Source organism: Nicoletella semolina, assembly GCF_004345745.1.
Lineage (GTDB): Bacteria > Pseudomonadota > Gammaproteobacteria > Enterobacterales > Pasteurellaceae > Nicoletella > Nicoletella semolina.
On record NZ_SLXJ01000004.1, the window covers coordinates 26895 to 53828 of the forward strand.

Sequence of the window (26934 nt, forward strand, 5' to 3'; positions counted from 1 at the left end):
ATAGAGCAATGTTTAGCTTAGATCCAACCACAACAACATTCCTCATCTATATCTTCGGAATGGTTTTAATCGGTCTTATTGCCTACCGATTTACACATAATCTATCAGACTATATTTTAGGTGGTCGCCGCTTAGGCAGCTTTGTTACTGGACTTTCAGCAGGAGCGTCAGATATGTCGGGCTGGCTACTCATGGGATTACCTGGTGCAGTCTATTCAGCAGGTCTAGTTGAAGGCTGGATTGCAATTGGTCTAACTATTGGAGCTTATTTAAATTGGCTATTAGTAGCAGGGCGTTTACGTGTTCAAACAGAATATAACGCAAATGCCTTAACCCTCCCTGATTATTTTCACCATCGTTTTGGCGATAAAACCAAATTGCTTAAAATTGTGTCCGCTACCATTATCCTGTTTTTCTTTACCATTTATTGTGCATCAGGCGTAGTCGCTGGGGCTAGGTTATTTGAAAACTTATTTAATGTCTCTTATTCGACTGCGTTATGGTACGGTGCTTTAGCCACAATTGCCTATACTTTTATCGGCGGTTTTCTAGCCGTAAGTTGGACAGACACAATTCAAGCAACCTTAATGCTTTTCGCACTATTTATTACCCCTATTTTCGTTCTTCTTCATCTAGGTGGCGTTGAACAAACACATAACGTAATTATGCAAGCTGGAACAGCTGTGAGTAAAGATTTCACCGATATTTTTGCAGGCACGACTTTTGTCGGTCTGATCAGCCTTTGTGCGTGGGGATTAGGCTATTTTGGACAACCGCACATTTTGGCACGCTTTATGGCAGCTGACAGCGTCAAATCAATCCCAAATGCTCGTCGTATCAGTATGGTATGGATGATTATTTGCTTGTTTGGTGCTGTTGGTATTGGCTTTTTTGGGCAAGCCTATTTCTTCGCCAACCCTGAATATGCCACAACAGTAACGCAGAATCACGAACAAGTATTTATTGAATTATCACGTATCTTATTTAATCCTTGGATTGCAGGAATTTTACTATCTGCAATTTTAGCAGCAGTAATGAGTACCTTAAGCTGTCAACTACTCATCTGCTCAAGTGCCATTACAGAAGATTTTTATAAAGGCTTTATTCGACCAAATGCCAGCCAAAAAGAACTCGTCTGGTTAGGGCGTTTAATGGTACTGATTATCTCTATACTTGCTATCGCACTTGCACAAGATCCTAATAGCAAAGTTTTAGGACTTGTTTCTTATGCGTGGGCAGGTTTTGGTTGTGCATTTGGACCTGTTGTTATCCTTTCGCTTTTTTGGAAACGACTAAACACACAAGGTGCAATGGCAGGTATGCTCACAGGCACATTCATTGTGATATTTTGGAAAGATATCGCTCCAAATAGCAACATTTATGAAATGATCCCTGGTTTTATCCTTGCCTTTTCTACGAGCATACTGGTTTCACTGATCACCCCAGCTCCAAAACCAGAAATCACCTCCACCTTCGAACAAGCTGAAGAAGCTTATTGTAAAGAACTATAAGAACTAAGAAAAAATGAATTGGGCGGGAGATATACAAATCAATCGCTAAAACCGAGAAATTTAAATAAAGCAAGGTTTGCTCGTTTAAATCAACGCATGTCCTATGTGGAAAACCCGCCTAGTGATTTGTAGGTTTTCCGCCTATCCAATTGATTACCGTGAAGGTGCAGTAGCAATCCTCCGCAACAATATGCCACAATGACGAATAAGATGTGATTGCTCTCCGTTGTGAAAAAGCGGTTGCCGATTTAGTCCTTAACGAAGCCAACTATGATGTGACCAACAAAATCACCCTAAGTGGAGCATCGAAATTCAATGATTATAATAACTCCGATCCGTTTGCCGTGATTGAGGCGGGAAAAAATACCGTCAAACGCTCAATCGGTCATGATGTGAATGTTTGTGTCATTTCAGGTGATGTGTGGGGTGCGTTAAAAGCTCACCCTGCGGTGATTGAGAAAATCAGCTATAGTTAGAAAGCAATTATTACGTCGCAACTGTTTGTAGAACTAATTGATATACCAAGACTTTGCTCAATTTGACAATACACTAGGTAACATTCCGCTTGGAAAAGCAGTTTTTGAACGTACTTTCTAGGTCTTTTAACGACTATTGAAATGCTTGGGAGTAGCATTATTTCAACCAAACTAGCTCTTTTTCCATAGGGGAAACAGTGCAGTGAGTTTTGAATAGCTAAAAACGTTTTATCTTGTTTGTACTGTTCGCTTTGCAAGCTAATGATCGATCTCATACAAAATTAGAACAACCGTAAAATTGCTTGAAACCGCTTACGCTGTTTGTGCCTTATATCTACGTCCCAAAAGACGGAGTTTTATGGCACGAACCCATAAAAAAGAGCTTTCGATGTTCTAATTTCGGGATTTAAGAGACAAATCTAGAGCTGATATCGCAATGACTGCAGGCAAAGAAATAGTACGCCAACAACTTGAGTATATCAACATTTTGAATAATATTGCAAAATTAAGCAAATTTTACAAAAGTACTTTACTGTTTAAAAAAACAGTTTTACTATATTTACATACAGTATTTTGGTGCTTTAGGTGTTTTTATGCTCACTCAATTAACGATTAATAATTTTGCGATTGTTCGCCATCTCGTGTTAGAACTTAATGAGGGAATGTCTGTTATTACAGGTGAAACAGGGGCAGGTAAATCTATTGGTATTGATGCGTTGGGGCTGTGCTTAGGCTATCGTTCTGAAAGTAGTATGATTCGTAATGGGACTGATAAAGCGGATATTAGTGCGGTTTTTTCTATGCAGTTAGACAGCCCTGCTTACCAATGGCTAAAGGAACACGAATTACTGGACGAAGACAATCCGCAAGAGTGTATTTTACGGCGAATGATCAATTTAGAAGGGCGATCAAAAGCATTTGTGAATAATCACCCCATTCCGATTTCTCAACTGCGAGAGCTAGGGCAATATTTAATCCACTTGAATGGTCAGCACGCACCGCAGTTATTATTGAAAAGTGAATATCAGTTAGAGCTGGTTGATAATTATGCCAATATCCAAGGTTTGTTAGCACAGATGGCAATGGAATACGACAAATGGCGTAAATTGCATCGGCAAGTGAAAAATTATCAGCAACAGTGCAAAGAAAATGAAGCTCGTAAGCAATTGCTACAATATCAGGTGGAAGAGTTAGATGAATTTGCAATAAAAGAAGGGGAGTTTGAGCTACTGGAGGAAGATCAAGCACGCCTAGCGAATTCAGAGCAATTAACGGCATTGTCGCAAAATGTGGTGGAAATGCTTAGCGAAGGTGAGCCAAACGTAGACGGTATTTTATATCGAGCAATTCGTGATTTAGAAGAATTGGTCGGAATGGATAGTGAATATAGCTCCGCATTAGAAATGTTGAATGAGGCGTTAATTCAAGTGCAGGAAGCCAGTTCAGAAATTAATGGATTAGCTAGCAGAATTGAGCAAGACCCTGTGCTGCTTAATGAGCTTGATGAACGGATTGCGAAAACGATGCAATTGGCTCGCAAGCATCACGTTTTAGCTCCAGATTTATGGCAGCACCACGCTGTACTGAACCAAGAGCTACAAACATTATTACATTTTGAAGAAAATGAAGAACAGCTGATTGCTGATGAGAAAGCTGCTTATCAACAATGTGTTTTACTGGCAGAAAAAATTTACCAAAAACGGTGTGAGGCAGCGGAAAAACTGGCTAAACAGGTAACCAAGCAAATTAAGCAATTGGCAATGGAAAATGCTGAATTTTTTATTGATGTGCAACATAACATAGCCAAACTTTCACCGAATGGTGCAGATGTGGTTGAATTCAATTTACTCAGTAATCTCGGACAGCAGGCACAGCCACTGGCTAAAATTGCCTCAGGTGGTGAATTATCACGTATTTCACTTGCGGTGCAGGTTCTCACTGCGAATAAACGCTCAACACCTACGATTATTTTTGATGAGGTAGACGTTGGCATCAGTGGACCGACTGCAACTGTCGTGGGGCGTTTATTGCGTCAGCTAGGTAAAAAATGCCAAGTGCTATGTGTTACGCATTTGCCACAAGTTGCTAGTCACGGCAATCATCACTTTAATGTACAGAAATACGTTGAAAATGATCAGACAGAAACACAAATGACATTATTGACGGAAAAAGAGCGAGTGAAAGCGTTAGCACGTTTATTAGCAGGCTCTAAAATGACCGACACTGCACTTGCTAATGCAAAAGAAATGCTTATTTTGGCAAAGCAGTACATTAATTAAATTGCCCTTTCTTCAATTCTATGTAGAGAGGGAAAACAACAAAGAAAACAGAAATAATATGGAACTTGCAACTTTTTCTTCTACAGAAAGTGAACTACTTAAAAAGGCACGATGGCTAGCAGGTTTTAGTCTAGGAGAGATTGCTCAAATGTTGGGAATTAATGTGCCTGCCAATTTGCGGCGAGATAAAGGCTGGGTCGGTACATTGATCGAAGTGGCTTTAGGAGCGAAAGCGGGCAGTAAGGCAGAACAAGATTTTGCTCATTTAGGCATTGAACTTAAGACAATTCCTGTTAATCGAATGGGGAAACCGCTTGAGACTACGTTTGTCAGCCTTGCACCACTTACGCAAAATCACGGTATTACTTGGCATACCTCGCACGTTAGACATAAATTACAGCGGATATTATGGATCCCCGTTGAGGGAGAACGTAATATCCCTCTCGCCAATAGGCGTATTGGTCAAGCTATTTTATGGTCTCCGACTCCAGAACAAGAATTTAAACTTCGGCAAGATTGGGAAGAGCTGATGGAATTGATTGTTTTAGGTAGATTAAATGAAATTAATGGGCGTTTAGGGGAGGTAATGCAGTTGCGTCCTAAAGGTCAGAATAGCCAATCGCTTGCTAGTGCAACAAATCTTGATGGGGAAACGATTCAAGCTTTGCCCTTAGGTTTTTATTTGCGTAAACAATTTACTCAAGAAATTTTACACAAGTTTTTGTATTCTTCTCTTTAATTTTGTTCCATCTCTCTATATGATGTTTGGTTTTTGAAATGATTTAATTGAGGGATTTTTTATGTTTGAGTGGGTCGCAAACCCAGAGGCTTGGGTTGCTCTTTTTACATTGACCGCATTAGAAATTGTCTTGGGGATCGATAATATTATTTTGATCAGCATTTTAGTTTCACGCTTGCCTGAGTCGCAGCGTCAATCGGCACGTTTAATTGGTTTAGGTTTAGCAATGGGAACTCGAATTCTGCTGTTGCTATCATTGGCTTGGATGATGAAGTTGGTTGATCCGCTTTTTTCTGTGCTAGGTAAAGATATTTCAGGACGTGATCTCATTTTGATTCTAGGTGGGATTTTCCTCATCGTTAAAAGTGCGATGGAGTTAAAAACGGCAGTAAGTGGTACGCACCATATTGAGGGACAGCTTTCGGCTAAAAAATCAGGCTATATGATGTTGCTGGTTCAAATTATACTTTTAGACATTGTGTTTTCATTGGATTCTGTTATCACTGCAGTAGGAATGGCAAAAGATATACCTGTAATGGTGATTGCCATTATGATTGCTGTCGGGATTATGATGTTTGCAGCTAAGCCAATTGGTGATTTTGTGGATGGTAATCCAACGATTAAAAATTTAGCGTTAGCGTTTTTGATTGTAATTGGTGTTGCGTTAGTCGGGGAAGGAATTGGAATTCACGTTCCAAAATCTGCGGTTTACACAGCAATGGGATTTTCATTGGTTGTGGAACTACTGAATATTAGAATGCGTAAAAATCAATCAAAACAGAAATTGAGTTAGATGATTTTTTAATAAGACAAGCTAATAAGATAAATAAAAGCCCTCGACTTTGAGGGCTTTCATTTTGGTTGATGAGCAAAAAGCATGAAAACAGAAAATCAATTACAATGTATACACTTTGCTGAAAAGCGTTGCAGTTCTTGTCAGTGGATAGAAAGGGATTATTGCCAACAAATAGCAGATAAGTCGGAGGAACTTAAGCGGTTAATTTCTCCGTATTTATTGCAATCAACCCAGATTCTTGCCCCTATTTATTCGCCTATTCATTCTTTGCGAAATAAAGCGAAAATGGTGGTATCGGGCAGTGTTGAGCGTCCAATATTAGGGATATTATCGGATAATAATGGTATGTCAGGCGTTGATTTAACTGATTGTCCTTTGTACCCCAGTTCGTTCTACCGCTTATTTCCTATTTTAAAAGATTTTATCGCTCGTGCAGGGCTAGTGCCTTACAATGTGGCAAAAAAACGAGGGGAATTAAAGTATATTTTGCTGACAGAAAGCCAGTATAATCAAGCTATTATGTTACGCTTTGTACTAAAAAGTGAACAAAAAAGACCGCTTGTTGAGCGAGAGCTAACGGGTCTTTTGGCTAAATTGCCTAAAAATTCGGTCGTTAGTTTAAACATTCAGCCGCAACACGCTGCACTATTAGAGGGAGAACAAGAAATTTTTCTGACAGAACGCAGAGCATTAGAAGAGCATTTTAATGGCATTCCTTTATTTATTCGCCCACAAGGTTTTTTTCAAACGAATCCTCAGGTAGCCAGCCAGCTCTATGCCACAGCACAATCTTGGGTAAGCGATTTACCCATTCGTCATTTATGGGATCTATTTTGTGGCGTGGGCGGATTTGGGCTTCATTGTGCAAAAAAGTTGCAAGAATGTAATAAGAATGTTAGCTTGACGGGAATTGAGATTTCTCCTGCGGCAATAGAGAGTGCTATTCAGTCTGCCAAGCAAATTGGCTTAACAGATGTCTCTTTTGCATCTTTAGACTCGGCAAAATTTGCGTTAGAAGAAAAGAGTATTCCTGATCTAGTGATTGTAAATCCACCTCGTCGAGGAATAGGCAAGGTGTTGGCAAACTTCCTGAATACATTAGGACCATCTTATCTGATTTATTCAAGCTGTAATGCAAAAACAATGGCACAGGATTTGGCGGTATTGTCGGATTATATTTTAGAGAAAGTGCAGTTATTTGATATGTTTCCACATACTGCTCATTATGAATCGATGGTGCTATTACGAAAAATAAGACAATAAGAGCATTTAAAAATGTGTAAGCAATGATAATCATAGAAATTGTAGTTAAGAATATTGCTAAAATAAAACGTGAATTAAAAAATAACATATATCGCCATTTAGAGAAGATCCTAGAGACTCAGTTTTATAGAAGTGTTAATGGGAAAATTATTTTAGATAGAGAGCTTCTCTACATTAATTTTTCATATTGCAATAATACGATTTTTTTTGCTGTGAATGATTATCCAATAGGTATTGATTGTATATCTAAGCAGGATTATGTAGATCAACGTATTATTCAGACAAAATATGATAAGCAGTTGAAAGCTAGATATACCAACATTGAAGTATTTTGTATAAAAGAAGCTATTTTGAAAAAAGAGAACTTGACGCTATCTGATATAAAAAGAATAGATATTCAAAACTATATCAATTCTGTTTTTACTATAGCAAGAGAGGATAGGTTTATTGCTGTTTGTGCTGATAAACATAGCCAAATAAAATTTTACAATTTTGAAACTGAGCCGGAGGGAATAAATGTCATATTTACACCTATTAGAAAAATTTTATCAGAATTTAATCGAGCAAGAAAATGAAATAATAATTATAGAAAAAGAGAACTCTTTTAGCTATAAAGATGTCAATGAGATTTCAAACTATTATGCCTCTATTCTTCAACAGAAGATGAATCCTGACAATAGAAGAGTTGGGCTACTACTGAGCCATTCAAGTAAAATTATCATTTCAATTATTGCTGTGTTAAAAGCAGGTAAAAGTTTTGTTCCTATTAATAAAAATTTAAAAGCTGAAGATATAGGTAATATACTGGAAATTGCAGAGATAACGTGTTTGATCTCTGATGATATACAGTTTAACTATAATGACATCAACATCATTCATTATGCTGATAATCAGAGATTGTGTTTAAATCAAAAATTTACCACTGACTATGATCCAAATAATGAGGCATATCTACTCTTTACATCAGGTAGCTCTGGAATACCTAAAGGTTGTTCAGTTAATTATAATAATTTGAATTATATAATTAAGAATATGCAAGATATTTGCCCAGTTAGTAAAAAATCTGTCTACCTTTTCAGTACACCCTATTTCTTTGATGTATCAATAACAGAAATATTTTCTTGGGTTTATCAATCAGCCGTTTGTGTTTTAGATTTGTCAGATTTTAGAAATTATAATAACAGCCCTGATTTATTTTATCAGTATCGTATTACACATTTTGCTGCCTCCCCCTCTACTTTTTTACAGATGTTAAATAACTTCAATAATGAAGAATTGGATAAAATGTTTCATTCGCTAGAATTTGTTATGTTAGCGGGGGAAGCGTTTAAATATCCTATTTTTGAAAAGTGGCAGCAATCCGATTGGAATTTCAGATTATTTAACTTATACGGCCCAACAGAATCGACAGTGTATGCTATTTATCATGAACTACTTAGAAAAAATAATTACTTTGAGCACAAAATCCCAATAGGTTATCCATTAACGGGTTGCCATTTTGATATAATAAACATTAAAGACGGTATAGGGGAGCTGGTATTATTAGGAGATGGAGTTTGTGATGGGTATATCAATAACCCTAGATTAAATAAAGAAAAGTTCTATTATGATAGTACAAATCAAAAAGCATATAAGACAGGTGATCTTGTTTCAATAGGTAATTATGGTTTGGAATATTGTGGGCGATTTGATGATCAAATTCAAGTTAATGGTATTAGGGTAGAGTTAGGCGATATAGAAAATAGAATATCAAGAATAGCTCAAGTGAACAGTGTCGGTGTTGCATTTTATCAAAATAAAATTTTAGCGAATATTGTCTTAGAAAATAATCTCTCTAGAGAGAATCTTCACCAGTTATTGTCCGCACATTTACCAAGATATATGCTTCCTAATTATATCGAGCAAGTAAATGAGATAAAATTAACTCAAAATAATAAAACTGATAGAAAATTCATAGTAGAAAACTATATATCTAAATCTAATAAAACCTCACAAGAAAATGGTATCCCTGTGAAGAAAGGTATTTTAGGTGAATTATTAAATATAGTAAAAGTACAGACACAAAATGATAACATAGCAATCACTGATGATATTTTTGAGCTGGGTATAAATTCTTTAGATGTATTTAATATTGCAAATAAATTAGAAAGAACTCTCTTGAGAGAAATAGACATTGATCTGTTTTATACCCAAAGAACAATAGAAAAAATAGTAGAAAATTTAAATGTTGAATCAAGGGTTAATGCTTCAAAACCGAATGACATAAATATTTCAGAAAAATACCACCAGCTGAATAAAGACATCATCAGCTTCTTTGATTCTAGAGATGAGAAAATCTTGACAGAATACCCAAGTATTCATATCCAACATGGATATTATTTCGAGAAATTTAATAGCGTGATTACTTTTTCTATGAAGTTGGGAACGGCATACTCAGAACAGCAAGTGATAGAGGCAATAACCAGACTCATTCATACAAATAGTATTTTAAGGTCTAAACTTATTGTGAGAGAAAAACAATTAATCTTTCAAGAGTTTGAATTTAAACAGGTTATTCCATTGGTAGATTTGACGGAGCTAGATTATAATGGTGATATTATAGCATTTATAGAAAATAACTATAAAGCTACTATTTCATTAAATCGTTATACTGAAAGTTATCTATCTTTATTTGTTATTTTAAGGTTTAAAAATAATATTGTAATAGTTGGTGGATTAGACCATTGTATTGCTGATTTTTCTACCATTAATGTTATCAAACACAAGATTACGAATGCTCTTAGTCATAAATTACAAAATGAAAATAACAGCTACGAACTATTCTGTAAGGGAATCATAGCAAAAAATACGCCTGATACTATCATTTCTTCAGCCTATATTAATGAATTGATAAAAACGGAAGTTGAGGAAAAAGAAAATATATTAGACAGCTTAAAAGATGGTAAATTTGTGTTATCCCTTTCTAATTATGAGAAATTAGATAACGCCGATATGAATATATTTATCTCATATACAGTCGCTAAAAGTACAATAGAGAAACTAGGTGTGGATAGTATTTCTGCAAGAACACTATTTAATATTAGGGATTATCATTCCTATCGATTTAAAAATACTATAGGTGATATTCATGTAGGTATCTCATTTATACTAAGACGTAATGAAGATTATGATAGTTATGTTGTAAATTCAAAGAGGATTATAGAGTTATTCGCAACAGAAAATTTCAGACCTTCATATATATTTCATTTCAATAAAAATGAATATCTGAATACTATAAAAGAGAAAATAAGCAACGCCAATATTATGTCTATAAATTATCTCGGGGAGATAAAGGAGACTGAGTTAGATCGGGAAATTAATGAGATGTATAAGTTGCAATGTCAAATGTATAATATAACAAAGAATATTTATATAACAGCATATACTGTAAACGAAAAATTATATATTTTGTCCAATAAAGATATATTTTAGTTTTTAATTATTCTTTAGAAAGAAGGGAGAGTTGCTATGATAAGAGAAATAAATTTGGGAAATATAAAGTTTATAGATGTACAGGAATTTATTAAAGTAAAAAAAGAGATTTATGATAAATTCTTAGAAGAAAAAGAAAAAATAATTAGCCAATGTTTAGAGTCTGATTTTAATCTGTTTTTATATAAAAAACTGATGAAGGAAATTATAAATATTAAAAAGTTAATTATTCATGATACGGCAACGTTTATTAATCAATACTTTAATTATAAGTTAGTTATTTTACTAAATGGTAGCTATGCAAGGAATATGATAAGATTTAACAGCGATCTAGACTTAACAGTGTTAAGTAATTTCAATACAAGATATGAAGTTTATCAGTTTGAGGAGTTATTGTATTGTATTGTATTGTATTTTGTTAAATATTTTTAATATTAAAAGAACGAATCTTCATGCTATAACTGTTTATACTAAAGATTATCAATGTAAATCTACAGAATGTATAAATATATCTGAAAGTGGGGGATTAGAATATAAAATTAATTTGGAAGGGGGGAGTTTTATATATAATATAAAATCATCTTATGATGATTTTGGTGTTAGAAATCAATTTTTGTATAGTGCTAAAATAGATGATCTATTAGATTATTTATTAATAAAGAGTAGAGAAAAGAATAAAATTAACGATTTTACTATATTTTTCAATGTCATTTTTTCTTCTGATGCTAATTCAGAATGTTATTTATATAACTCGTTACAAGAAATATATCTGAATATAAAAAATAGATCTATTGACCATGATTTATGTGAATTAATTCTTGATGAAATTGAGTGTAGACTAAATCAACCATTAATATTAGATAAATATAAAGACATAAAGATAAATATAAAATTACTATTAACCGCATGTTATGAAATTCTTCTATTAAAAATCACTAAGAGTTTAGCTAACTATACTCATTTTCAAAAGTACATAGATGATGATATTGACTCAAATAATGACATTAAAGTATGTATATATAATCTAAATTATTATTCAGATAAATTGTATTTGGAATTAAGTAATAACAATCAAGAGTTTAGTATTCATAATAATTCTAAAATATCTAATTCTTTTATTGATTCTACAAAATTAAATTTTAGTGAGCTGCTTATTCATTTTAAGAGAATGGTTGTTTATTTAATAATGGGTATTAGAGGAAGTTGTGTTATTTCTAATATGCCTATTAAAGCATATAGCCATAATAAATATGGAATGTTTATTACACCACTATTAAATAAAATTATTTCTGATGTTATAAATTTTAATAATGTATTTGCAATAAATAACCTCAATTCTTATAATAAAAAATCTGATGAAAATATATCTAATCTCTTAAATGAATATCAAGATTACGGAGGAGCTTATACAACTTTCTATTTAGATTCATCTAAGAAAGGGAAGGTATGTAACTTAATTTACTCTCTATTACAGAGTGATTACATTACTGTGTCAGAAAGAAATGTTATTATTTGTTCATGTGGTAAAGTGGAAGAGCTTGAAGAAAACTTATTGAAAGTACGAAATTTAAAAATATCTGATTTTAAGGATAAAAAACAAATTTGTAGTTTGTGTGGTTCTAAATTGATCAGGGTTACGAAAAGTGTGTTACTTTTTAAGTATAAAGATATAGACTTATTAAAATATAATATTTATCCGAAATATTTTAATAAAGCCCTGTCTGATATAAATAAAAACTATAAGGATAATGACAGATTAGTCTCTAAATTAAGGGCTACAAGCATTGAAATAACTGTTAATAATGTGAAATATAATATTGATATAGATTTTTATTTACAGCTGTTACCTTTTACATTTAAAAAAGAGTTTTTAATAGTTTCTTCAACACATAAACAAGTTATAGAAAATTACTTGCTGTTAAATTTCTGCGAGATCTTTCATGATACGAGAATAAGTGTTATTGCTTATCCTTATGGATGTGAAATGAAAAATAATGAGAGTATAAGTATTATGGTTAGGAAATTAGGAAGCAACTATAAGAAACTACTGTCTCTAATTTTTAGTGCAAAAATTAACCAAAAGGAATTTTATTATGATCTAGGTATCTTTAAATACTTATCAAAGATGTCTGATAGTGATGCAAAAGATCTATATAATTTTATTGTTAGTGATTATTTTTCTTATCTTGGTGATAATGTACATCTAATAATCAATGAAATTACAGAAAGAAGTTTTAACTTAAATAAGATAATTAAAAAGTATAAGGATAAACACCATGAAAATAAAACCAAATGAAATAAAATTGTATGTTGGCACAGTTACAAGTGTGATAGGAAATAGGTTTTTTGATTTTGCAAATAACCTGTTTTTATCTACGTCAAATTTAAATTCCACAACGTTGTTAGCTATTTATCAGAGTTTAGAAGCAATCGTTTCAATATTGTTGAATCTGTTTGGTGGTGCGATATCGGACATTTCAAAAAGAAAAAATATGATTGTTATTGTGACAGATATATTATCTGCAATGCTAATGCTACTATTGTTAATATCGCCATCAGAGCAAAAGATAACAATGGTGATTATAGTAAATGTATTATTGTCTGTACTTTCTAGCTTTAACTCTCCAGCTTCAAAATCGTTAGTGAAATTTGCAGTAGAAAAAGAAAGAATTCTAAAGTTTAATTCTATTATGCAGGTTTCTAATCAATTAATAAAGGTTATTGCACCACTTGTTACCCTAGTTCTGATGGATAAATTAGGTTATGACACGGTGATTTTGATTAATTTTATTACGTTTATCACGTCTGCCTATTTTGAGTTTAAATTAGATCTTTTTGAGCATAAAACTGAAGATTCATCTAAAAGAAAAGAAAGCATATTTACAGGAATAAAACAAGGTTTTGTCTATTTGCTTCGCTATAAGAAAATCCTTTCATTAATAATTACTGCTTCTTTGGTGAATATATTTTTTGCAGGTTATGATTTGTATTTGCCATATAGTATGAACTTATTTGAGAAAAGCTATATCTTTGGTCAGCATATACATCCCTATACATTATTTACCTCTTTAGAAGCAGTAGGTGGAATAATAGGCGGTATATTTACCTACAAGCTATTAGAAAATAAAGAAACAAGTTATTTATTCTACTTTCTGGCATTAAGTGGCTTATCAATTGTCTTTTTTTATTTATCATTGGTGATGATGAATAATTTACTTTTCTCAGCATTATTTATATTGTTGTATAGCATATTTTTGGTTATGTTTAATGTTATGCTTTTTTCATCGATACAAAAAGAGGTGTCTGATGAATATATCGGGCGAGTATTTTCAATTATCTTTACCGTCGCAACACTGTTTATGCCGATAGGTACGTTTATTTTTTCTCATTTATTTTTGCCAACTTCTTCAGTGCAATATTTAATCATAGGAATAGGCGTATCGATTGTTTCAATATTGGGTCTATATGCTTACAAATTTTATAGCGTAGAAGCAGAATAGCTGCCGAATAGTCTGCAAAAAAATCACTGAAATAGACCGCTTAGCATTCAAAAAAAGGTAATTTTAGGCTATGCTACGCCTAATTTTTTCGATTAAATTTAAGGTTAAAAATGATACAGCAACATTATAACCCAAGTGCGATTGAGCCAAAGGTTCAGCAATATTGGGCAGAAAATAAAGTTTTTAAAGCGATTAAAGATACTACAAAAGAGAAATATTACTGCTTATCAATGCTTCCCTATCCGTCAGGTCGTCTGCATATGGGGCACGTTCGTAATTATACGATTGGCGATGTGATTTCTCGTTATCAACGTATGATTGGTAAAAATGTGTTACAGCCAATGGGGTGGGACGCATTTGGGTTGCCTGCAGAGGGGGCGGCGGTAAAAAATAATACCGCTCCTGCAAAATGGACCTATGAAAATATTGAGTATATGAAAAACCAGTTGAAAGTGTTGGGTTTTTCTTATGATTGGGATCGAGAGGTTACGACTTGCCGTCCAGAATATTATAAATGGGAGCAATGGTTTTTCACCGAGTTGTATAAAAAAGGATTAGTATATAAGAAGACTTCTACTGTGAACTGGTGTCCGAATGATGAAACGGTGCTGGCTAATGAGCAAGTTCACGAGGGGTGTTGTTGGCGTTGCGATACGCCTGTAGAACAGCGTGAAATTCCGCAATGGTTTATTAAAATTACAGACTATGCGGAAGAGTTGTTAAATCAATTGGATAATCTTCCACAATGGCCCGAGCAAGTAAAAACGATGCAACGCAATTGGATTGGGCGTTCTGAAGGAGTGGAGATTACCTTTAAAATCGCAGGCTCAAATGCGACATTGCCAGTTTATACTACTCGCCCAGATACTTTCTTTGGCGTGAGTTATGTTGCAGTGGCTGCTGCTCACCCACTGGCAGAGCTTGCAGCAAAAACTAATCCTGAGTTGGCAGGATTTATCCGTGAAGCAAAAAATACCAAAGTGGCAGAGGCAGAATTAGCCACGATGGAGAAGAAAGGTATGGCAATAGGGTTGTTTGCTATTCATCCACTTACTGGAAAAGAAGTGCCAGTTTGGGTAGCTAACTTTGTATTAATGCATTATGGCACAGGTGCCGTGATGGCTGTACCTGCTCACGATGAACGTGATTTTGAGTTTGCTCAAAAATATGGTTTGCAAATAAATCAGGTGATTAGACCGCTTGATGACAGTGAATGGGACTTCTCGCAGGCGGCTTATACCGAACACGGAAAATTAATTCACTCGGGCGAATTTGATGGTTTAACGTTTGAACAAGCTTTTAATGCGATCGCAGATAAATTAGAGGCGATGGGAGCTGGTAAGCGTCAAGTGAATTTCCGTTTGCGTGATTGGGGGGTTTCTCGTCAGCGTTATTGGGGAGCACCAATTCCAATGATGACACTTGAGGGCGGCGAAGTGGTTACTGTGCCATTGCAAGATTTACCTGTAATTTTGCCTGAAAATGTGGTGATGAATGGCGTGCAAAGTCCGATTAAAGCGGATCCGAATTGGGCAAAAACCAGCTATAACGGCAAGCCAGCTTTAAGAGAAACGGATACGTTTGACACATTTATGGAGTCATCTTGGTACTATGCTCGTTATACGACACCTAATTTTGCCGATGGAATGCTAGAGGCTGAAGAAGCGAACTATTGGCTGCCAGTGGATCAGTATATTGGTGGGATTGAGCATGCTACGATGCACCTACTTTATTTCCGCTTTTTCCATAAGTTGTTGCGTGATGCAGGTATACTGACTTCCGATGAGCCAGCACATAAGTTGTTGTGTCAAGGTATGGTGTTAGCTGACGCTTTTTATTATACCAGCCCAACTAATGAGCGAATTTGGGTAAGTCCAACGCAGGTTACATTAGAACGTGATGATAAAGGACGTATCATTAAAGCCACCGATCCAGAAGGGCGTGAGTTGGTGTACACGGGTATGACCAAAATGTCTAAATCCAAAAATAATGGGATTGATCCACAAGAGATGGTGGAAAAATATGGTGCGGACACTGTGCGTTTATTTATGATGTTCGCTTCGCCTGCTGAAATGACACTAGAATGGCAAGAGTCAGGCGTGGAAGGCGCAAAACGCTTTTTAGGGCGTGTATGGAATTTGGTGTATGAATACAGTCAAAATCCAGCGAAAGCAACGCTCGATCCGAAGGTGCTTTCTGTTACTCAGCAGGGATTACGCCGTGATGTGCATAAAACTATTGCGAAAGTGAGCGATGATATTGGTCGCCGTCAGACGTTTAATACGGCGATTGCTGCGATTATGGAGCTGATGAATAAGCTGACTAAAGCTCCATTGGAAAGCGAACAAGATCGTGCTGTAATGGCCGAAGCCTTAAGTGCTGTGGTGAGAATGCTTTATCCTATCACACCTCATATCTGTTTTGAGCTTTGGCAGGCATTAGGACACGATAATATTGATTTTGCCCCTTGGGTTGTTGCTGATGAATCTGCAATGGTAGAAAGTGAAAAATTGGTTGTGGTACAAGTCAATGGGAAAGTAAGAGGAAAAATTACTGTTTCTGCTACAGCCACAGAAGAGGAAGTGAAGGCGATTGCAAAAGCAGATAGTAATGTGTTGAAATTCCTTGAGAATGTAGAAATTGTGAAAGAGATTTATATTCCATACAAAATGTTAAGTTTTGCGGTGAAAAGCTAAACAAGTGGTACCTAAATTTGAGTAAAAGGAACAAGATGAATATATTGGTCAGTAATGATGATGGGGTTCACGCAAGAGGGATTCAGGTTTTAGCAAAATGGTTACGCAATGCAGGGCATCAGGTAACAGTGGTTGCACCTGATCGTAATCGTAGTGCGGCGTCAAGTTGTTTAACGTTAGTTGAACCATTGCGAGTACACCGTTTTGATAATGGTGATTATACTGTCATTGCTGGCACACCAGCAGATTGTGTCCACCTAGCCTTAAATGGGTTGTTGGATACGCAGTTTGATTTAGTTGTGTCAGGCATTAATCACGGTTCAAATTTAGGTGATGATGTGGTTTATTCAGGGACTGTTGCAGCAGCTTTAGAGGGGCGTTATTTGCCTTTGCCTTCAATTGCAGTTTCGCTTGTGGGGAAAAATGGGGCAAATTATTTGACTGATGAAGTCTACTTTGACACTGCAGCTCAAGTGGTTGTTGAATTATTGCCTAAAATCGTGGTGGCAAAAATGCCAGCTAATCAAGTGTTAAATGTGAATGTGCCTAATCTTCCGTACCATCAGCTTTCAGGCGTGATGGTAACCCGTTTAGGAGAGCGTTCACCTGCTGCAGAGATTGTAAAACAACAAGATCCCCGTGGTGCAACGGTATATTGGATTGGTGCAAGTGGGAAACCGATTGATAAGGACGCAGGGACGGATTTTTATGCCGTGGATAATCAGTATGTTTCCATTACGCCACTACAAGCGGATATGACCGCTCACCAAACGATTGAGGGGTTAAAAGGGACGTTTGAGGAAAAGGCTTAAATGAAATTATTTGGCACAATTTACGATACGATGATGGCGTGGGCGGCACATCGGTTTGCTGCTTTGGGGCTAAGTTTTATCAGTTTTATAGAAGCTATTTTTTTTCCTATTCCGCCTGATGTAATGCTGATCCCAATGTCGATGCGTAAACCACATTTAGCCACACGTTATGCGTTTTATACCACATTTGCGTCTGTGCTTGGCGGTATTGTTGGTTATGGACTGGGGTTTTTTGCCGTTGATTGGGTCAAAAGTATGGTGTTGGATTGGGGAATGCAAGCACAATTTGATGAAGCTCAGATGTGGTTTGAAACGTGGGGAGTCGCAGTTGTCTTTCTCGCAGGTTTTTCTCCAATCCCTTTTAAAGTATTTACCCTTTGTGCTGGCGTGATGCAAATGGTGTTTTGGCCTTTTGTTGCAACGGCGGCAATTTCTCGTTTTGCACGTTTTATTCTTGTGGCAAAATTATCCGCTTGGGGAGGCAGTAAATACGCAGAAAAAATTCGCCGTTCAATTGAATTAATTGGTTGGGGGACTGTCGCAGTTGCGGTAGTCGCTTACCTTATTTATACGTTATACAAATAGTGAGAAAATTTTATGAAGCAAATCAAAAAGTCGTGGATACCTTTATCTTTTATGAGTGCATTGTTAGTAGGGTGTATGAATAATCAGCCTGCACCGCAGGTAGATGTAGATGCTATTCCTAATGCGATCCCAATGGGGTTAGATAGTGATATTCAAGTTGCAGAAATGCCAGCAGGAATGAATGGTTCAATGTCCCAGCCTATGCCATCAGTCCCTTCTGTTCAATCTGTACCAGCTTATCCCCAAGTGGCACTTTACCCTGCACAGCCAGTGTTGATGACTCCGCCAGCCAATGCTTGCCAAGTGGTGAGACTTGCTAATGGTTCGCCTGATTATACACAAATACAAAAAGGTTGTTATCGTGAGGCAAATTATACTGTCGGCAAGGGTGATACGATTTTTCTCGTGGCATATTTAGTGGGTAAAAGTGTTGATGAAATTGCCCAATTAAATCAGATGAACCAACCTTATCAGCTCAAAATTGGTCAAGTGTTGCGAGTACAATAATTATTCTCTCGACAAGCGGTGAGTATTCGCTGCGATTTTGCAATTATTTTTTTAAGGATAACGAATGAAAAAATCATTTTGTCTCATTCCGCTTGTGGCATTTATGATGGTAGCTTGCTCAAACCAATCGCCAGCGCCTGTTGTCTCTGCAAGCGGTGCGGATCTTGCACCAATCCAGCCAGTGGCGATAGCCAATAATGCGAGTGCTGGCTGGCAGACTGAAATGCAACAAATTCCAGTACAACAAACTTCAGTACAGCAAACCCAAATGCCAACAGCAATGGCAATACCTCAGGTTGTGCAGCCTATACAAAAACCAGTTTTACAGCAGCCTTCTTTATCACAACCGACTGTTCAGCAACCCGTGGCACAACAGGCAGTAAAATCGGCAGTGGTTAAACCTGCCTCGGTAAATAGAGTTGTTTCACAAGATTTTACTATTCCTCGTGATGAAAAAAATGCACCTATTTACAGCCAAATTAACAAGGGCTTCTACAATGGGGAAAGCTATACAGTGAGAAAAGGTGATACGATTTTTTTAATCGCTTATATCGCAGGAAAAGATGTTAAAGAAATTGCGGCGTTGAACAATTTGCGTGAACCGTATCCGTTAAGCATTGGACAAGTGATTAAATTGGGGAATGCATTGCAAGCTGTTGTTACTTCTCCATCAGTTGCTTCTATGTCAGCAAATGCGGTAGCTGTAACGCCAGATTCTGTTAAATCAGAGTCAGCGAAGCCTGCGATCACTTATACGCAAGGAGCAAATGGAACAGCTTATGGTTCTGATGGTACCATTACAGGACCTGTGAAAGCAGGCGTTGGAACTGCAAAAGCTAAAGGAGGTGTTGTTGCCGTGCCTGCTTCTGCATTGCCAACTAAAACGCCAGTTTCGTCTGAACCAAAATCATCAATAAATTGGGTATGGCCAACGGAGGGGCAAATCATTGCAGGATTTTCTGCTTCTGAAGGTGGAAATAAAGGGATTGATATTGCAGGGCAAAAAGGACAAGCAGTTAAAGCAGCGGCTGCAGGACGTGTTGTTTATGCAGGTAATGCATTACAGGGCTATGGTAATTTAATTATCATCAAACATAACGATGATTTCCTAAGTGCTTATGCTCACAATGATAGTATTAAAGTTGATGAGCAAGATAATGTTGCTGCTGGGCAAACTATTGCAACTTTGGGAAGCTCTGGTACGAACAGCAATAAATTACATTTTGAAATTCGTTATCAAGGAAAATCGGTTGATCCGACACGTTATCTGTCAAGATAATCTGTTTGTTCAATTTACGGACGCACTTAGGTGCGTCTTCATTTTGTTCATCTCGACAGCCGTATTGTTGTATATAATGCCGTGGGGAATATTGCAAATTTTCGGTAATTTTTAACCGCTTATTATACCAAAACTTGAGGAATATGTATGTTTAAATGGCTTTCTCTGATTTTTATTTTATGTTTAAGTGCTTGTGGCTGGCAATTTAAAAATAGTGAGTTACTTCCTGCTGAGTTAAGAGTATTAAGTTTCGATAGTGCGGATCCTTATAGTGATATGTCAAGGGTTTTGCGAGAACAGATGGAGCTGAATGGCATTCAAACGGTGGCTAAATCAGATGGGGTAGCGAATATCAGGTTAAATGCGGTCGCTAGCGATGCACGAGTTGTTTCTGTATTTAAGCAGGCAAGAGAAGCAGAGAAGGTGTTAAGCCTCACAGTGAACGCAACGGTTACGATACCAAATAAAGGCAGTTACCCAGTTGAAACATCAGTTTATCGCACGTTTTTTGATGATTCTCGTGCTGCATTGGCGAAATCCAATGAGAGTGAGAGCATTATGAAACAAATGTATCAGCAAGCCTCGTGGCAATTGCTCATTAAAATTTCAAGCGTGTATAAAACATTAGCTGTATCACCAGAAAAACAGTCTGTAAAATAATGCAACGTATTTTCCCTGAAGCTATTGAGTTCGCCCTTGAAAAAGGACTGCAGCCTTTTTATCTTTTAACTGGGCAGGATTTGTTGTTGGTTGATGAAACTAAAAGCAAAATTTTGCAGAAAGCATTTTCATCAGGCTTTGATGAAAAAAATGATGTTGTCATTGTAAACGATACCAAATGGGATCAGCTATTTGAGCAGGTACAATCTAACGGTCTGTTTTTTAACCGCCAAGCTCTATTGCTAAACTTGCCTGATAGTATCACTGTGAGTCAGCAAAAAAATCTAGCAGAATTGCTTGCTTATTCTTCACCAGATTTATTGTTTATTCTACATTTGCCAAAGTTCACGAAGCAGGTTGAGAAGCAGAGCTGGTTTAGCCAGATTAGTCAAAACACTGTGCAAGTAAATTGCCAAACACCCGATATAACAAAATTATCAGCGTGGATCGCCCATCGTGCTCAGTCGATGAATTTGCATATCGAATTAGAAGCCATTCAATTTCTTAGCCATAATTATGAAGGGAATTTATTGGCATTAAAGCAAACGTTGCAAATGCTCAAACTTTCTTTTAATAACGGTAAAATTACCTTACCTCGAGCAAAGGAAATTGTAGAACAGTCTGCTCAATTTACCCCATTTCAATGGGTTGATGCACTACTTGAGGGGAAAATTCATCGAGCAATACGCATTTTAGCACAATTACAACAAGAAGATATTCAACCTGTTGTTCTGTTGAGAATTGTGCAGAAAGAGTTATTTTTACTATTAGAAATAACACGTTCTCCACAAAAGGCTACAGCTCATCAACTGCTGTTTTCAGGCAATCTTCGTGGTGAGTTTGATCGCTTAAAAGTATGGCAAACTCGCCGAATGCTTTATCAGCAGGCTGTAAGTCGCTTGACTTATCAGAAGTTGTATCAATTAATTCAGTCTCTTGCAAAATTGGAAAAATCTATAAAGCAGGCGTTTGATGAAGATATTTGGTTGTTTCTTGCTCGTTTTTGTACCCAATTTGGTCAATGAGATAGGGACATAAGACGTGTAAATTAAAGGCATTTTGCAAGATAAATCGTATAATTGACCGCTTGCTGTTGTTTATTGATAGACGGTCATTTTTATAGAATTTTTCGTTATCTTTATCGTGAGTGATTGCAAGTAGAGCATTCATTAATAAGTATTAAATTGAGTTTATTATGTCTGAAAAACGTTATGGTGCAGATGAAATCACTGTCCTAAAAGATCTTGAACCTGTTCAGCTTCGTCCTGGAATGTACACGGATACGACTCGCCCTAATCATTTAGGGCAGGAAGTAATTGATAATAGTGTTGATGAAGCATTGTCAGGATTTGCTAATCAAATTGATGTGATTTTACATTCAGATAATTCCCTTGAAGTAATCGATAATGGGCGAGGAATGCCTGTCGATATTCACTCAACGGAGAAAATCTCTGGTGTAGAGTTGATTTTGACCAAATTGCACGCAGGCGGTAAGTTTTCAAATAAAAATTACACATTTTCGGGCGGGCTGCACGGCGTTGGAATTTCAGTTGTCAATGCACTTTCTGAACGTGTCGAAATCACGATTAAGCGTGGCGGTGAAGTTTATACGATTGCGTTTGCTAATGGAGTAAAAATTGAGGATTTGACCGTCATCGGAAGTTGTCCAAAACGCCAAACGGGGACGAGGGTACATTTTTACCCTAACCCAAAATATTTTGATTCTGCTAAATTTTCTGTTAGTCGCTTACGACATTTATTGCGAGCAAAAGCCGTATTGTGTCCTAAATTAACGATTAATTTTACTGACCATATTAATCATACTCAGGAAGCGTGGCATTACGAGGACGGCTTATCCGATTACTTAACGGAGGCATTAGGGGAAAGTGAATATTTACCTAATCCAGCGTTCATTGGCGATATAAGTGGTGAGACAGAAGCACTAAGCTGGGCATTGACGTGGCAAATGCAAGGGGAATTATTAAGTGAAAGTTATGTAAATTTAATTCCTACCCCTCAAGGGGGGACGCACGTTAATGGCTTACGTCAAGGTTTGTTTAAAGCGATGGTTGAGTTTTGTGAATTCCGCAATTTATTGCCAAGAGGGGTTAAATTAGCGGCTGATGATGTTTGGAATCGCTGTAGTTATGTGCTTTCATTAAAAATGCAAGAACCTCAATTTGCAGGGCAAACCAAAGAGCGTCTCTCTTCTCGTCAAGCGGCGAGTTATGTTGAAAATGGCGTGAAAGATGCGTTTAGTTTATGGCTAAATCAAAATGTACAGTTGGCACAACAGCTTGCAGAATTGGCGATTAGCTCTGCTCAGAACCGTTTGAAAGCGGAGAAAAAGGTTGTACGCAAGAAATTGGTAAGTGGTCCAGCATTACCTGGTAAACTGGCGGATTGTATTTCGCAGGATTTAAATCGAACAGAGCTATTTTTAGTAGAAGGGGATTCTGCGGGCGGATCAGCAAAACAGGCTCGTGATAAAGAATACCAAGCTATTTTGCCATTACGAGGAAAAATTCTGAACACTTGGGAAGTCTCGCCTGATCAGGTTTTGGCATCGACTGAAGTTCACGATATTGCTGTGGCAATGGGGATTGATCCAGACAATGATGATTTAAGCCAACTTCGTTATGGCAAAATTTGTATTCTTGCAGACGCAGATTCTGATGGTTTACATATTGCGACACTGCTGTGTGCATTATTTTTACGCCATTTTCCAAGTTTAGTTAAAAATGGACACGTTTATGTTGCAATGCCGCCACTTTATCGCATTGATATTGGTAAAGACGAAGTACATTATGCACTTGATGAAAATGAGAAAGAAGCCATTTTGACTCGTCTAGCGAAGAAAAAAGCAAAACCGAATGTTCAGCGTTTTAAAGGTTTAGGTGAAATGAATCCAAGTCAATTGCGAGAAACGACAATGGATCCGACAACACGCCGTTTAGTGCAATTGATGTTGGAAGAACCTGTTGATGAAGGGAATGAGCAATCAGCAACCTTTGAATTAATGGATATGTTATTAGCTAAAAAGCGAGCAGAAGATCGTAAGCAGTGGCTACAACATCGAGGAAACGAAGCGGATTTAGCTTGATTTAAAGATGAAATGAATGGAAAAATTAGCAGAAGAATAATGTTTCTTTGTCGATTTTTTATCTAGAATATGATAATTTTTGATTGTAATTTAATTGATTGAGTATACAAAATGAGTGATGAACAGCAAGGCGTGGCTACGCAAGAGAAAAAATCGTTTTTAAAATCGTTGTTTGGTGGGCTATTCCAACAAGAACCCAAAAATCGTGAGGATTTGGTTGGTGTCATTCGTGATTCAGCTGAAAATGAATTAATTGATAAAGACACGAAAGAAATGATTGAGGGGGTGATGGAGATTTCTGAGCTGCGCGTGCGTGATATTATGATCCCTCGTCCACAAATTGTGTTTATTACCGCTGAACAACCACTTGATGCTTGTGTTGATACAATTATTGAATCTGCACACTCTCGTTTTCCTGTTATCCGTGATGACAAAGATACTATTGAAGGAATACTGTTAGCAAAAGAGCTATTGAAGTATTTGCGTTCTGATTCTGAAGCCTTTGATATGATGGCAATTTTACGTCCCGCGGTGATTGTGCCTGAAAGTAAGCGAGTAGATCGTATGCTTAAAGAGTTTCGTTCCGAGCGTTTTCATATGGCGGTCGTTGTTGATGAATTTGGTGCTGTGTCTGGTTTAGTTACTATTGAAGATATTTTAGAGCAAATTGTGGGCAATATTGAAGACGAATTTGATGAGGAAGAAGCGGAGCCAATTCGCCAGTTATCGCAGCACAGTTATGCCGTATTAGCCTTGACTGATATTGAACGTTTTAATCAACAGTTTGCCACGAATTTTAATATTGAAGAAGTGGATACGGTGGGTGGCTTAGTGGTGAAAGCATTTGGTTATTTGCCAAAACGAGGTGAAGAGATTGAGCTTGAGGGGGTGGTATTTAAGGTTACTTCTGCAGACAGTCGTCGTCTCATTCAATTACGCATTACCGTTAGCGATGAACAACTCGATCGTATGCAACAAGAGAGTTCAAACGAATGAAAAAGGTAAAAAATAGTGCAAAATTGACCGCTTGTGCGGTCGCTTTTGTCAGTGGGGGAATAGGTGTTTTTGCTTATTCCCCATTTGATTATTGGTGGATAAGTTTTATTTCTGCCGCTGGGTTGGTTTGGATTGCGACTCAATTTGAGCGTAGAGCAGCATTATGGACGACATTCTTATGGGGGGTAAGTTATTTTGCGTTCGGCGTGAATTGGGTACAGGTCAGTATGATTCAATTCGGCGGCGTGCCTGAGATTGTCAGTTATGTTGCCGTGTTGATTTTAGCTGCTTATCTTGCACTTTATCCGCTGTTATTTACTTATATTGTCGGGCGTTTTAGGGTGAATAATCCGTGGGTGATGGCAACGGTTTTCACCTTTACCGAATACTTAAGGGAAGTGGTTTTCACTGGTTTTCCGTGGTTACAATTGGGTTACAGTTTAATTGATTCTCCTTTTTTTGGCATTGCCCCCATTTTTGGGGTAGAAGGATTAACCTTTTTTGTACTTGTTGCGAGCGGTTATTTTGTTCAAATTTTTTGCAATTCTGCAAAAAAATTAGAAATTTTAACCGCTTGTGTTTCGCTGTTTGTATTGATTGTGGGGGGAGCTGTAACTCAGAGGTTTCAATTTGTTGAAGTCAATATTCAACAAAAGCCACTGACAATCAGCTTACTACAAGGCAACATTGAACAAAAAATGAAATGGGATCCAAACCATTTTCAAGAAACGATTCGTACCTATGAGCGTTTATTTACGCCATTGTTAGGAAAAAGTGATTTGATTATTTTTCCAGAGTCTGCGATACCTGCTGTTGAACAGCAGATTGCTCCGCTCTTGGCACAGCTACACCAAGCTGGCGTAAGGCATGGTACAGAGATGATTATTGGTACGCTTTATCAATCTGATAATGGTTTATTTAATAGTGCCATTGCATTGGGAAATCCAGAACAACCTTATTCGTTAGAGACTTCTCCTCGTTATAATAAACATCATCTCGTACCTTTTGGCGAATATGTCCCTTTTGGGCGAGCGTTGGATTGGTTGAGAGATGTTTTTATTTTACCCGTGAATTTGTCGCAGGGGGAATTTATTCAAAAGCCGTTATTGGCAGCAAATCATCGATTTACGATGGCGATTTGTTATGAAATTATTTATAGCGAGCAAGTTCAGAAAAATGCGAAAGCCTATCAGTCAGACTATTTATTAACTATTTCTAATGATGCGTGGTTTGGCGAAAGCATTGGACCTTGGCAACATTTCCAAATTGCGAGAATGCGGGCATTGGAGTTGGGGAAACCGCTTATTCGTGCGACAAGTACAGGGGTAACAGCATTTATCGATCATAAGGGAAAAGTTCTCGCAGAAGTACCTCAATTTTCAGAATTAGCACTGACATACACACTTCCAGTTGTCGAGGGAAAAACGTTCTTCGCAGAGTGGGGACGGAGGGGAATATGGGCGATCGGTGGTGTTATACTGTTACTTGCAGTTATTGGCAGAATGCAAAGTCGTCGTAGATAAAATAACAAGATGATTTATCTGGATCGAAATTTTATATAAATAAATGACCATAGTGAACTTTTCCAATAAATAAAGCACTAAAGAGCGTGCAATAGGCAAATGGAAAAGCGTATAAGTTAGGAGAACAAAAATAGATGAGTGAGCAGATAACCGATCAAGTATTGGTTGAACGTGCACAAGGTGGCGATAAGAAAGCCTTTAATTTACTCGTCATACGCTATCAAAACAGAGTAGCAGGGTTGCTAACACGTTATGTGTCTCGTGATGATATTCCTGATATTGTGCAAGAATCCTTTATAAAAGCGTATCGTTCGCTAGAATCATTTCGAGGCGAAAGTGCTTTTTATACTTGGCTTTATCGTATTGCGGTAAATACGGCAAAAAATCATTTGACGGCATTAGGTCGAAGACCGCCTAAAGAAGATGTTTTAGCTGAAGATGCGGAAATTCATAACAGCGGCAGTTATCTTCGTGAAGTGGATACGCCTGAAAATTTAATGTTATCTGATGAATTAAAACGCATTGTCTTTGATACGATAGAAAATTTACCTGATGAGCTAAAAACGGCGATTACCTTACGAGAGCTTGATGGATTAAGTTATGAAGAAATTGCAGAAATAATGCAATGCCCTATTGGTACGGTTCGGTCGAGAATTTTTAGAGCTCGAGAAGCGATTGACGCAAAAGTAAATTCGTTTATACAGTAAATTATTCATGCCGTTAATCCGTTCATATAAA

Annotated in this window: 22 protein-coding genes; all 22 read left to right on the forward strand. The window is 36.8% G+C overall.

The window, feature by feature from the left end:
• Positions 1 to 8: 8 nt before the first annotated feature.
• The 22 genes from putP (at position 9) to rpoE (ending at position 26903) form a co-directional block, all read left to right on the forward strand.
• A complete protein-coding gene (putP, locus tag EV693_RS03685; protein ID WP_132501035.1) occupies positions 9 to 1511 on the forward strand; it encodes a sodium/proline symporter PutP in 1503 nt (500 codons plus the stop codon).
• Between the two features lie 212 nt (positions 1512 to 1723).
• Entirely contained in the window at positions 1724 to 1987 is a 264-nt protein-coding gene (locus tag EV693_RS03690) for a major capsid protein (protein ID WP_132501036.1), read from the forward strand.
• Between the two features lie 593 nt (positions 1988 to 2580).
• Complete coding sequence (recN, locus tag EV693_RS03695) at positions 2581 to 4266, forward strand: DNA repair protein RecN (RefSeq protein WP_132501037.1); 1686 nt, start codon at positions 2581 to 2583, stop codon at positions 4264 to 4266.
• Positions 4267 to 4324: 58 nt separating this feature from the next.
• Complete coding sequence (mutH, locus tag EV693_RS03700; RefSeq protein WP_132501038.1) at positions 4325 to 5005, forward strand: DNA mismatch repair endonuclease MutH; 681 nt, start codon at positions 4325 to 4327, stop codon at positions 5003 to 5005.
• Between the two features lie 61 nt (positions 5006 to 5066).
• Positions 5067 to 5798, forward strand: a complete 732-nt coding sequence (locus EV693_RS03705; RefSeq protein WP_132501039.1) for a TerC family protein — start codon at positions 5067 to 5069, stop codon at positions 5796 to 5798.
• An 84-nt stretch (positions 5799 to 5882) separates the two neighbouring features.
• Positions 5883 to 7064, forward strand: a complete 1182-nt coding sequence (gene rlmC / locus EV693_RS03710; RefSeq protein WP_132501040.1) for a 23S rRNA (uracil(747)-C(5))-methyltransferase RlmC — start codon at positions 5883 to 5885, stop codon at positions 7062 to 7064.
• Between the two features lie 23 nt (positions 7065 to 7087).
• Entirely contained in the window at positions 7088 to 7639 is a 552-nt protein-coding gene (locus EV693_RS03715; RefSeq protein WP_132501041.1) for a hypothetical protein, read from the forward strand.
• Positions 7581 to 10535, forward strand: a complete 2955-nt coding sequence (locus EV693_RS03720) for a non-ribosomal peptide synthetase (protein ID WP_132501042.1) — start codon at positions 7581 to 7583, stop codon at positions 10533 to 10535. The genes EV693_RS03715 and EV693_RS03720 overlap by 59 nt, the downstream gene beginning before the upstream one ends.
• Before the next feature lie 36 nt (positions 10536 to 10571).
• Positions 10572 to 10967 (forward strand): hypothetical protein, encoded by a 396-nt coding sequence (locus EV693_RS03725; protein ID WP_132501043.1) that lies wholly within the window; start codon positions 10572 to 10574, stop codon positions 10965 to 10967.
• The gene (locus EV693_RS03730) at positions 10951 to 12831 is read left to right on the forward strand and encodes a hypothetical protein (protein WP_132501044.1); all 1881 of its coding nucleotides are present in this window, start codon (positions 10951 to 10953) and stop codon (positions 12829 to 12831) included. The genes EV693_RS03725 and EV693_RS03730 overlap by 17 nt, the downstream gene beginning before the upstream one ends.
• Positions 12812 to 14035, forward strand: a complete 1224-nt coding sequence (locus tag EV693_RS03735) for an MFS transporter (RefSeq protein ID WP_132501045.1) — start codon at positions 12812 to 12814, stop codon at positions 14033 to 14035. Before EV693_RS03730 ends, EV693_RS03735 begins: the two co-directional genes overlap by 20 nt.
• A 113-nt stretch (positions 14036 to 14148) precedes the next feature.
• Positions 14149 to 16731 (forward strand): leucine--tRNA ligase, encoded by a 2583-nt coding sequence (gene leuS, locus EV693_RS03740; protein ID WP_132501136.1) that lies wholly within the window; start codon positions 14149 to 14151, stop codon positions 16729 to 16731.
• A 35-nt stretch (positions 16732 to 16766) separates the two neighbouring features.
• Positions 16767 to 17543 (forward strand): 5'/3'-nucleotidase SurE, encoded by a 777-nt coding sequence (surE, locus tag EV693_RS03745; protein ID WP_132501046.1) that lies wholly within the window; start codon positions 16767 to 16769, stop codon positions 17541 to 17543.
• Complete coding sequence (locus EV693_RS03750) at positions 17544 to 18128, forward strand: YqaA family protein (protein WP_132501047.1); 585 nt, start codon at positions 17544 to 17546, stop codon at positions 18126 to 18128.
• 12 nt (positions 18129 to 18140) lie between these two features.
• Positions 18141 to 18635: a LysM peptidoglycan-binding domain-containing protein gene (locus EV693_RS03755; protein WP_132501048.1), complete on the forward strand. Its 495-nt coding sequence runs from the start codon at positions 18141 to 18143 to the stop codon at positions 18633 to 18635.
• Between the two features lie 64 nt (positions 18636 to 18699).
• Positions 18700 to 19914, forward strand: a complete 1215-nt coding sequence (locus EV693_RS03760) for a peptidoglycan DD-metalloendopeptidase family protein (RefSeq protein ID WP_132501049.1) — start codon at positions 18700 to 18702, stop codon at positions 19912 to 19914.
• 147 nt (positions 19915 to 20061) lie between these two features.
• Positions 20062 to 20574: an LPS-assembly lipoprotein LptE gene (locus tag EV693_RS03765; RefSeq protein WP_132501050.1), complete on the forward strand. Its 513-nt coding sequence runs from the start codon at positions 20062 to 20064 to the stop codon at positions 20572 to 20574.
• A complete protein-coding gene (gene holA / locus EV693_RS03770; RefSeq protein ID WP_132501051.1) occupies positions 20574 to 21599 on the forward strand; it encodes a DNA polymerase III subunit delta in 1026 nt (341 codons plus the stop codon). Before EV693_RS03765 ends, holA begins: the two co-directional genes overlap by 1 nt.
• Before the next feature lie 170 nt (positions 21600 to 21769).
• Positions 21770 to 23677, forward strand: coding sequence for a DNA topoisomerase IV subunit B (gene parE, locus EV693_RS03775; protein ID WP_132501052.1), 1908 nt, complete (start codon positions 21770 to 21772; stop codon positions 23675 to 23677).
• Between the two features lie 111 nt (positions 23678 to 23788).
• The gene (gene corC / locus EV693_RS03780) at positions 23789 to 24673 is read left to right on the forward strand and encodes a CNNM family magnesium/cobalt transport protein CorC (RefSeq protein WP_132501053.1); all 885 of its coding nucleotides are present in this window, start codon (positions 23789 to 23791) and stop codon (positions 24671 to 24673) included.
• Positions 24670 to 26196 carry an apolipoprotein N-acyltransferase gene (gene lnt, locus EV693_RS03785; protein ID WP_132501054.1) on the forward strand — a complete coding sequence of 509 codons (1527 nt, stop codon included), beginning with the start codon at positions 24670 to 24672 and terminating at the stop codon, positions 26194 to 26196. The genes corC and lnt overlap by 4 nt, the downstream gene beginning before the upstream one ends.
• 134 nt (positions 26197 to 26330) lie before the next feature.
• Positions 26331 to 26903, forward strand: coding sequence for an RNA polymerase sigma factor RpoE (gene rpoE / locus EV693_RS03790; RefSeq protein ID WP_132501055.1), 573 nt, complete (start codon positions 26331 to 26333; stop codon positions 26901 to 26903).
• Positions 26904 to 26934 lie beyond the last annotated feature (31 nt).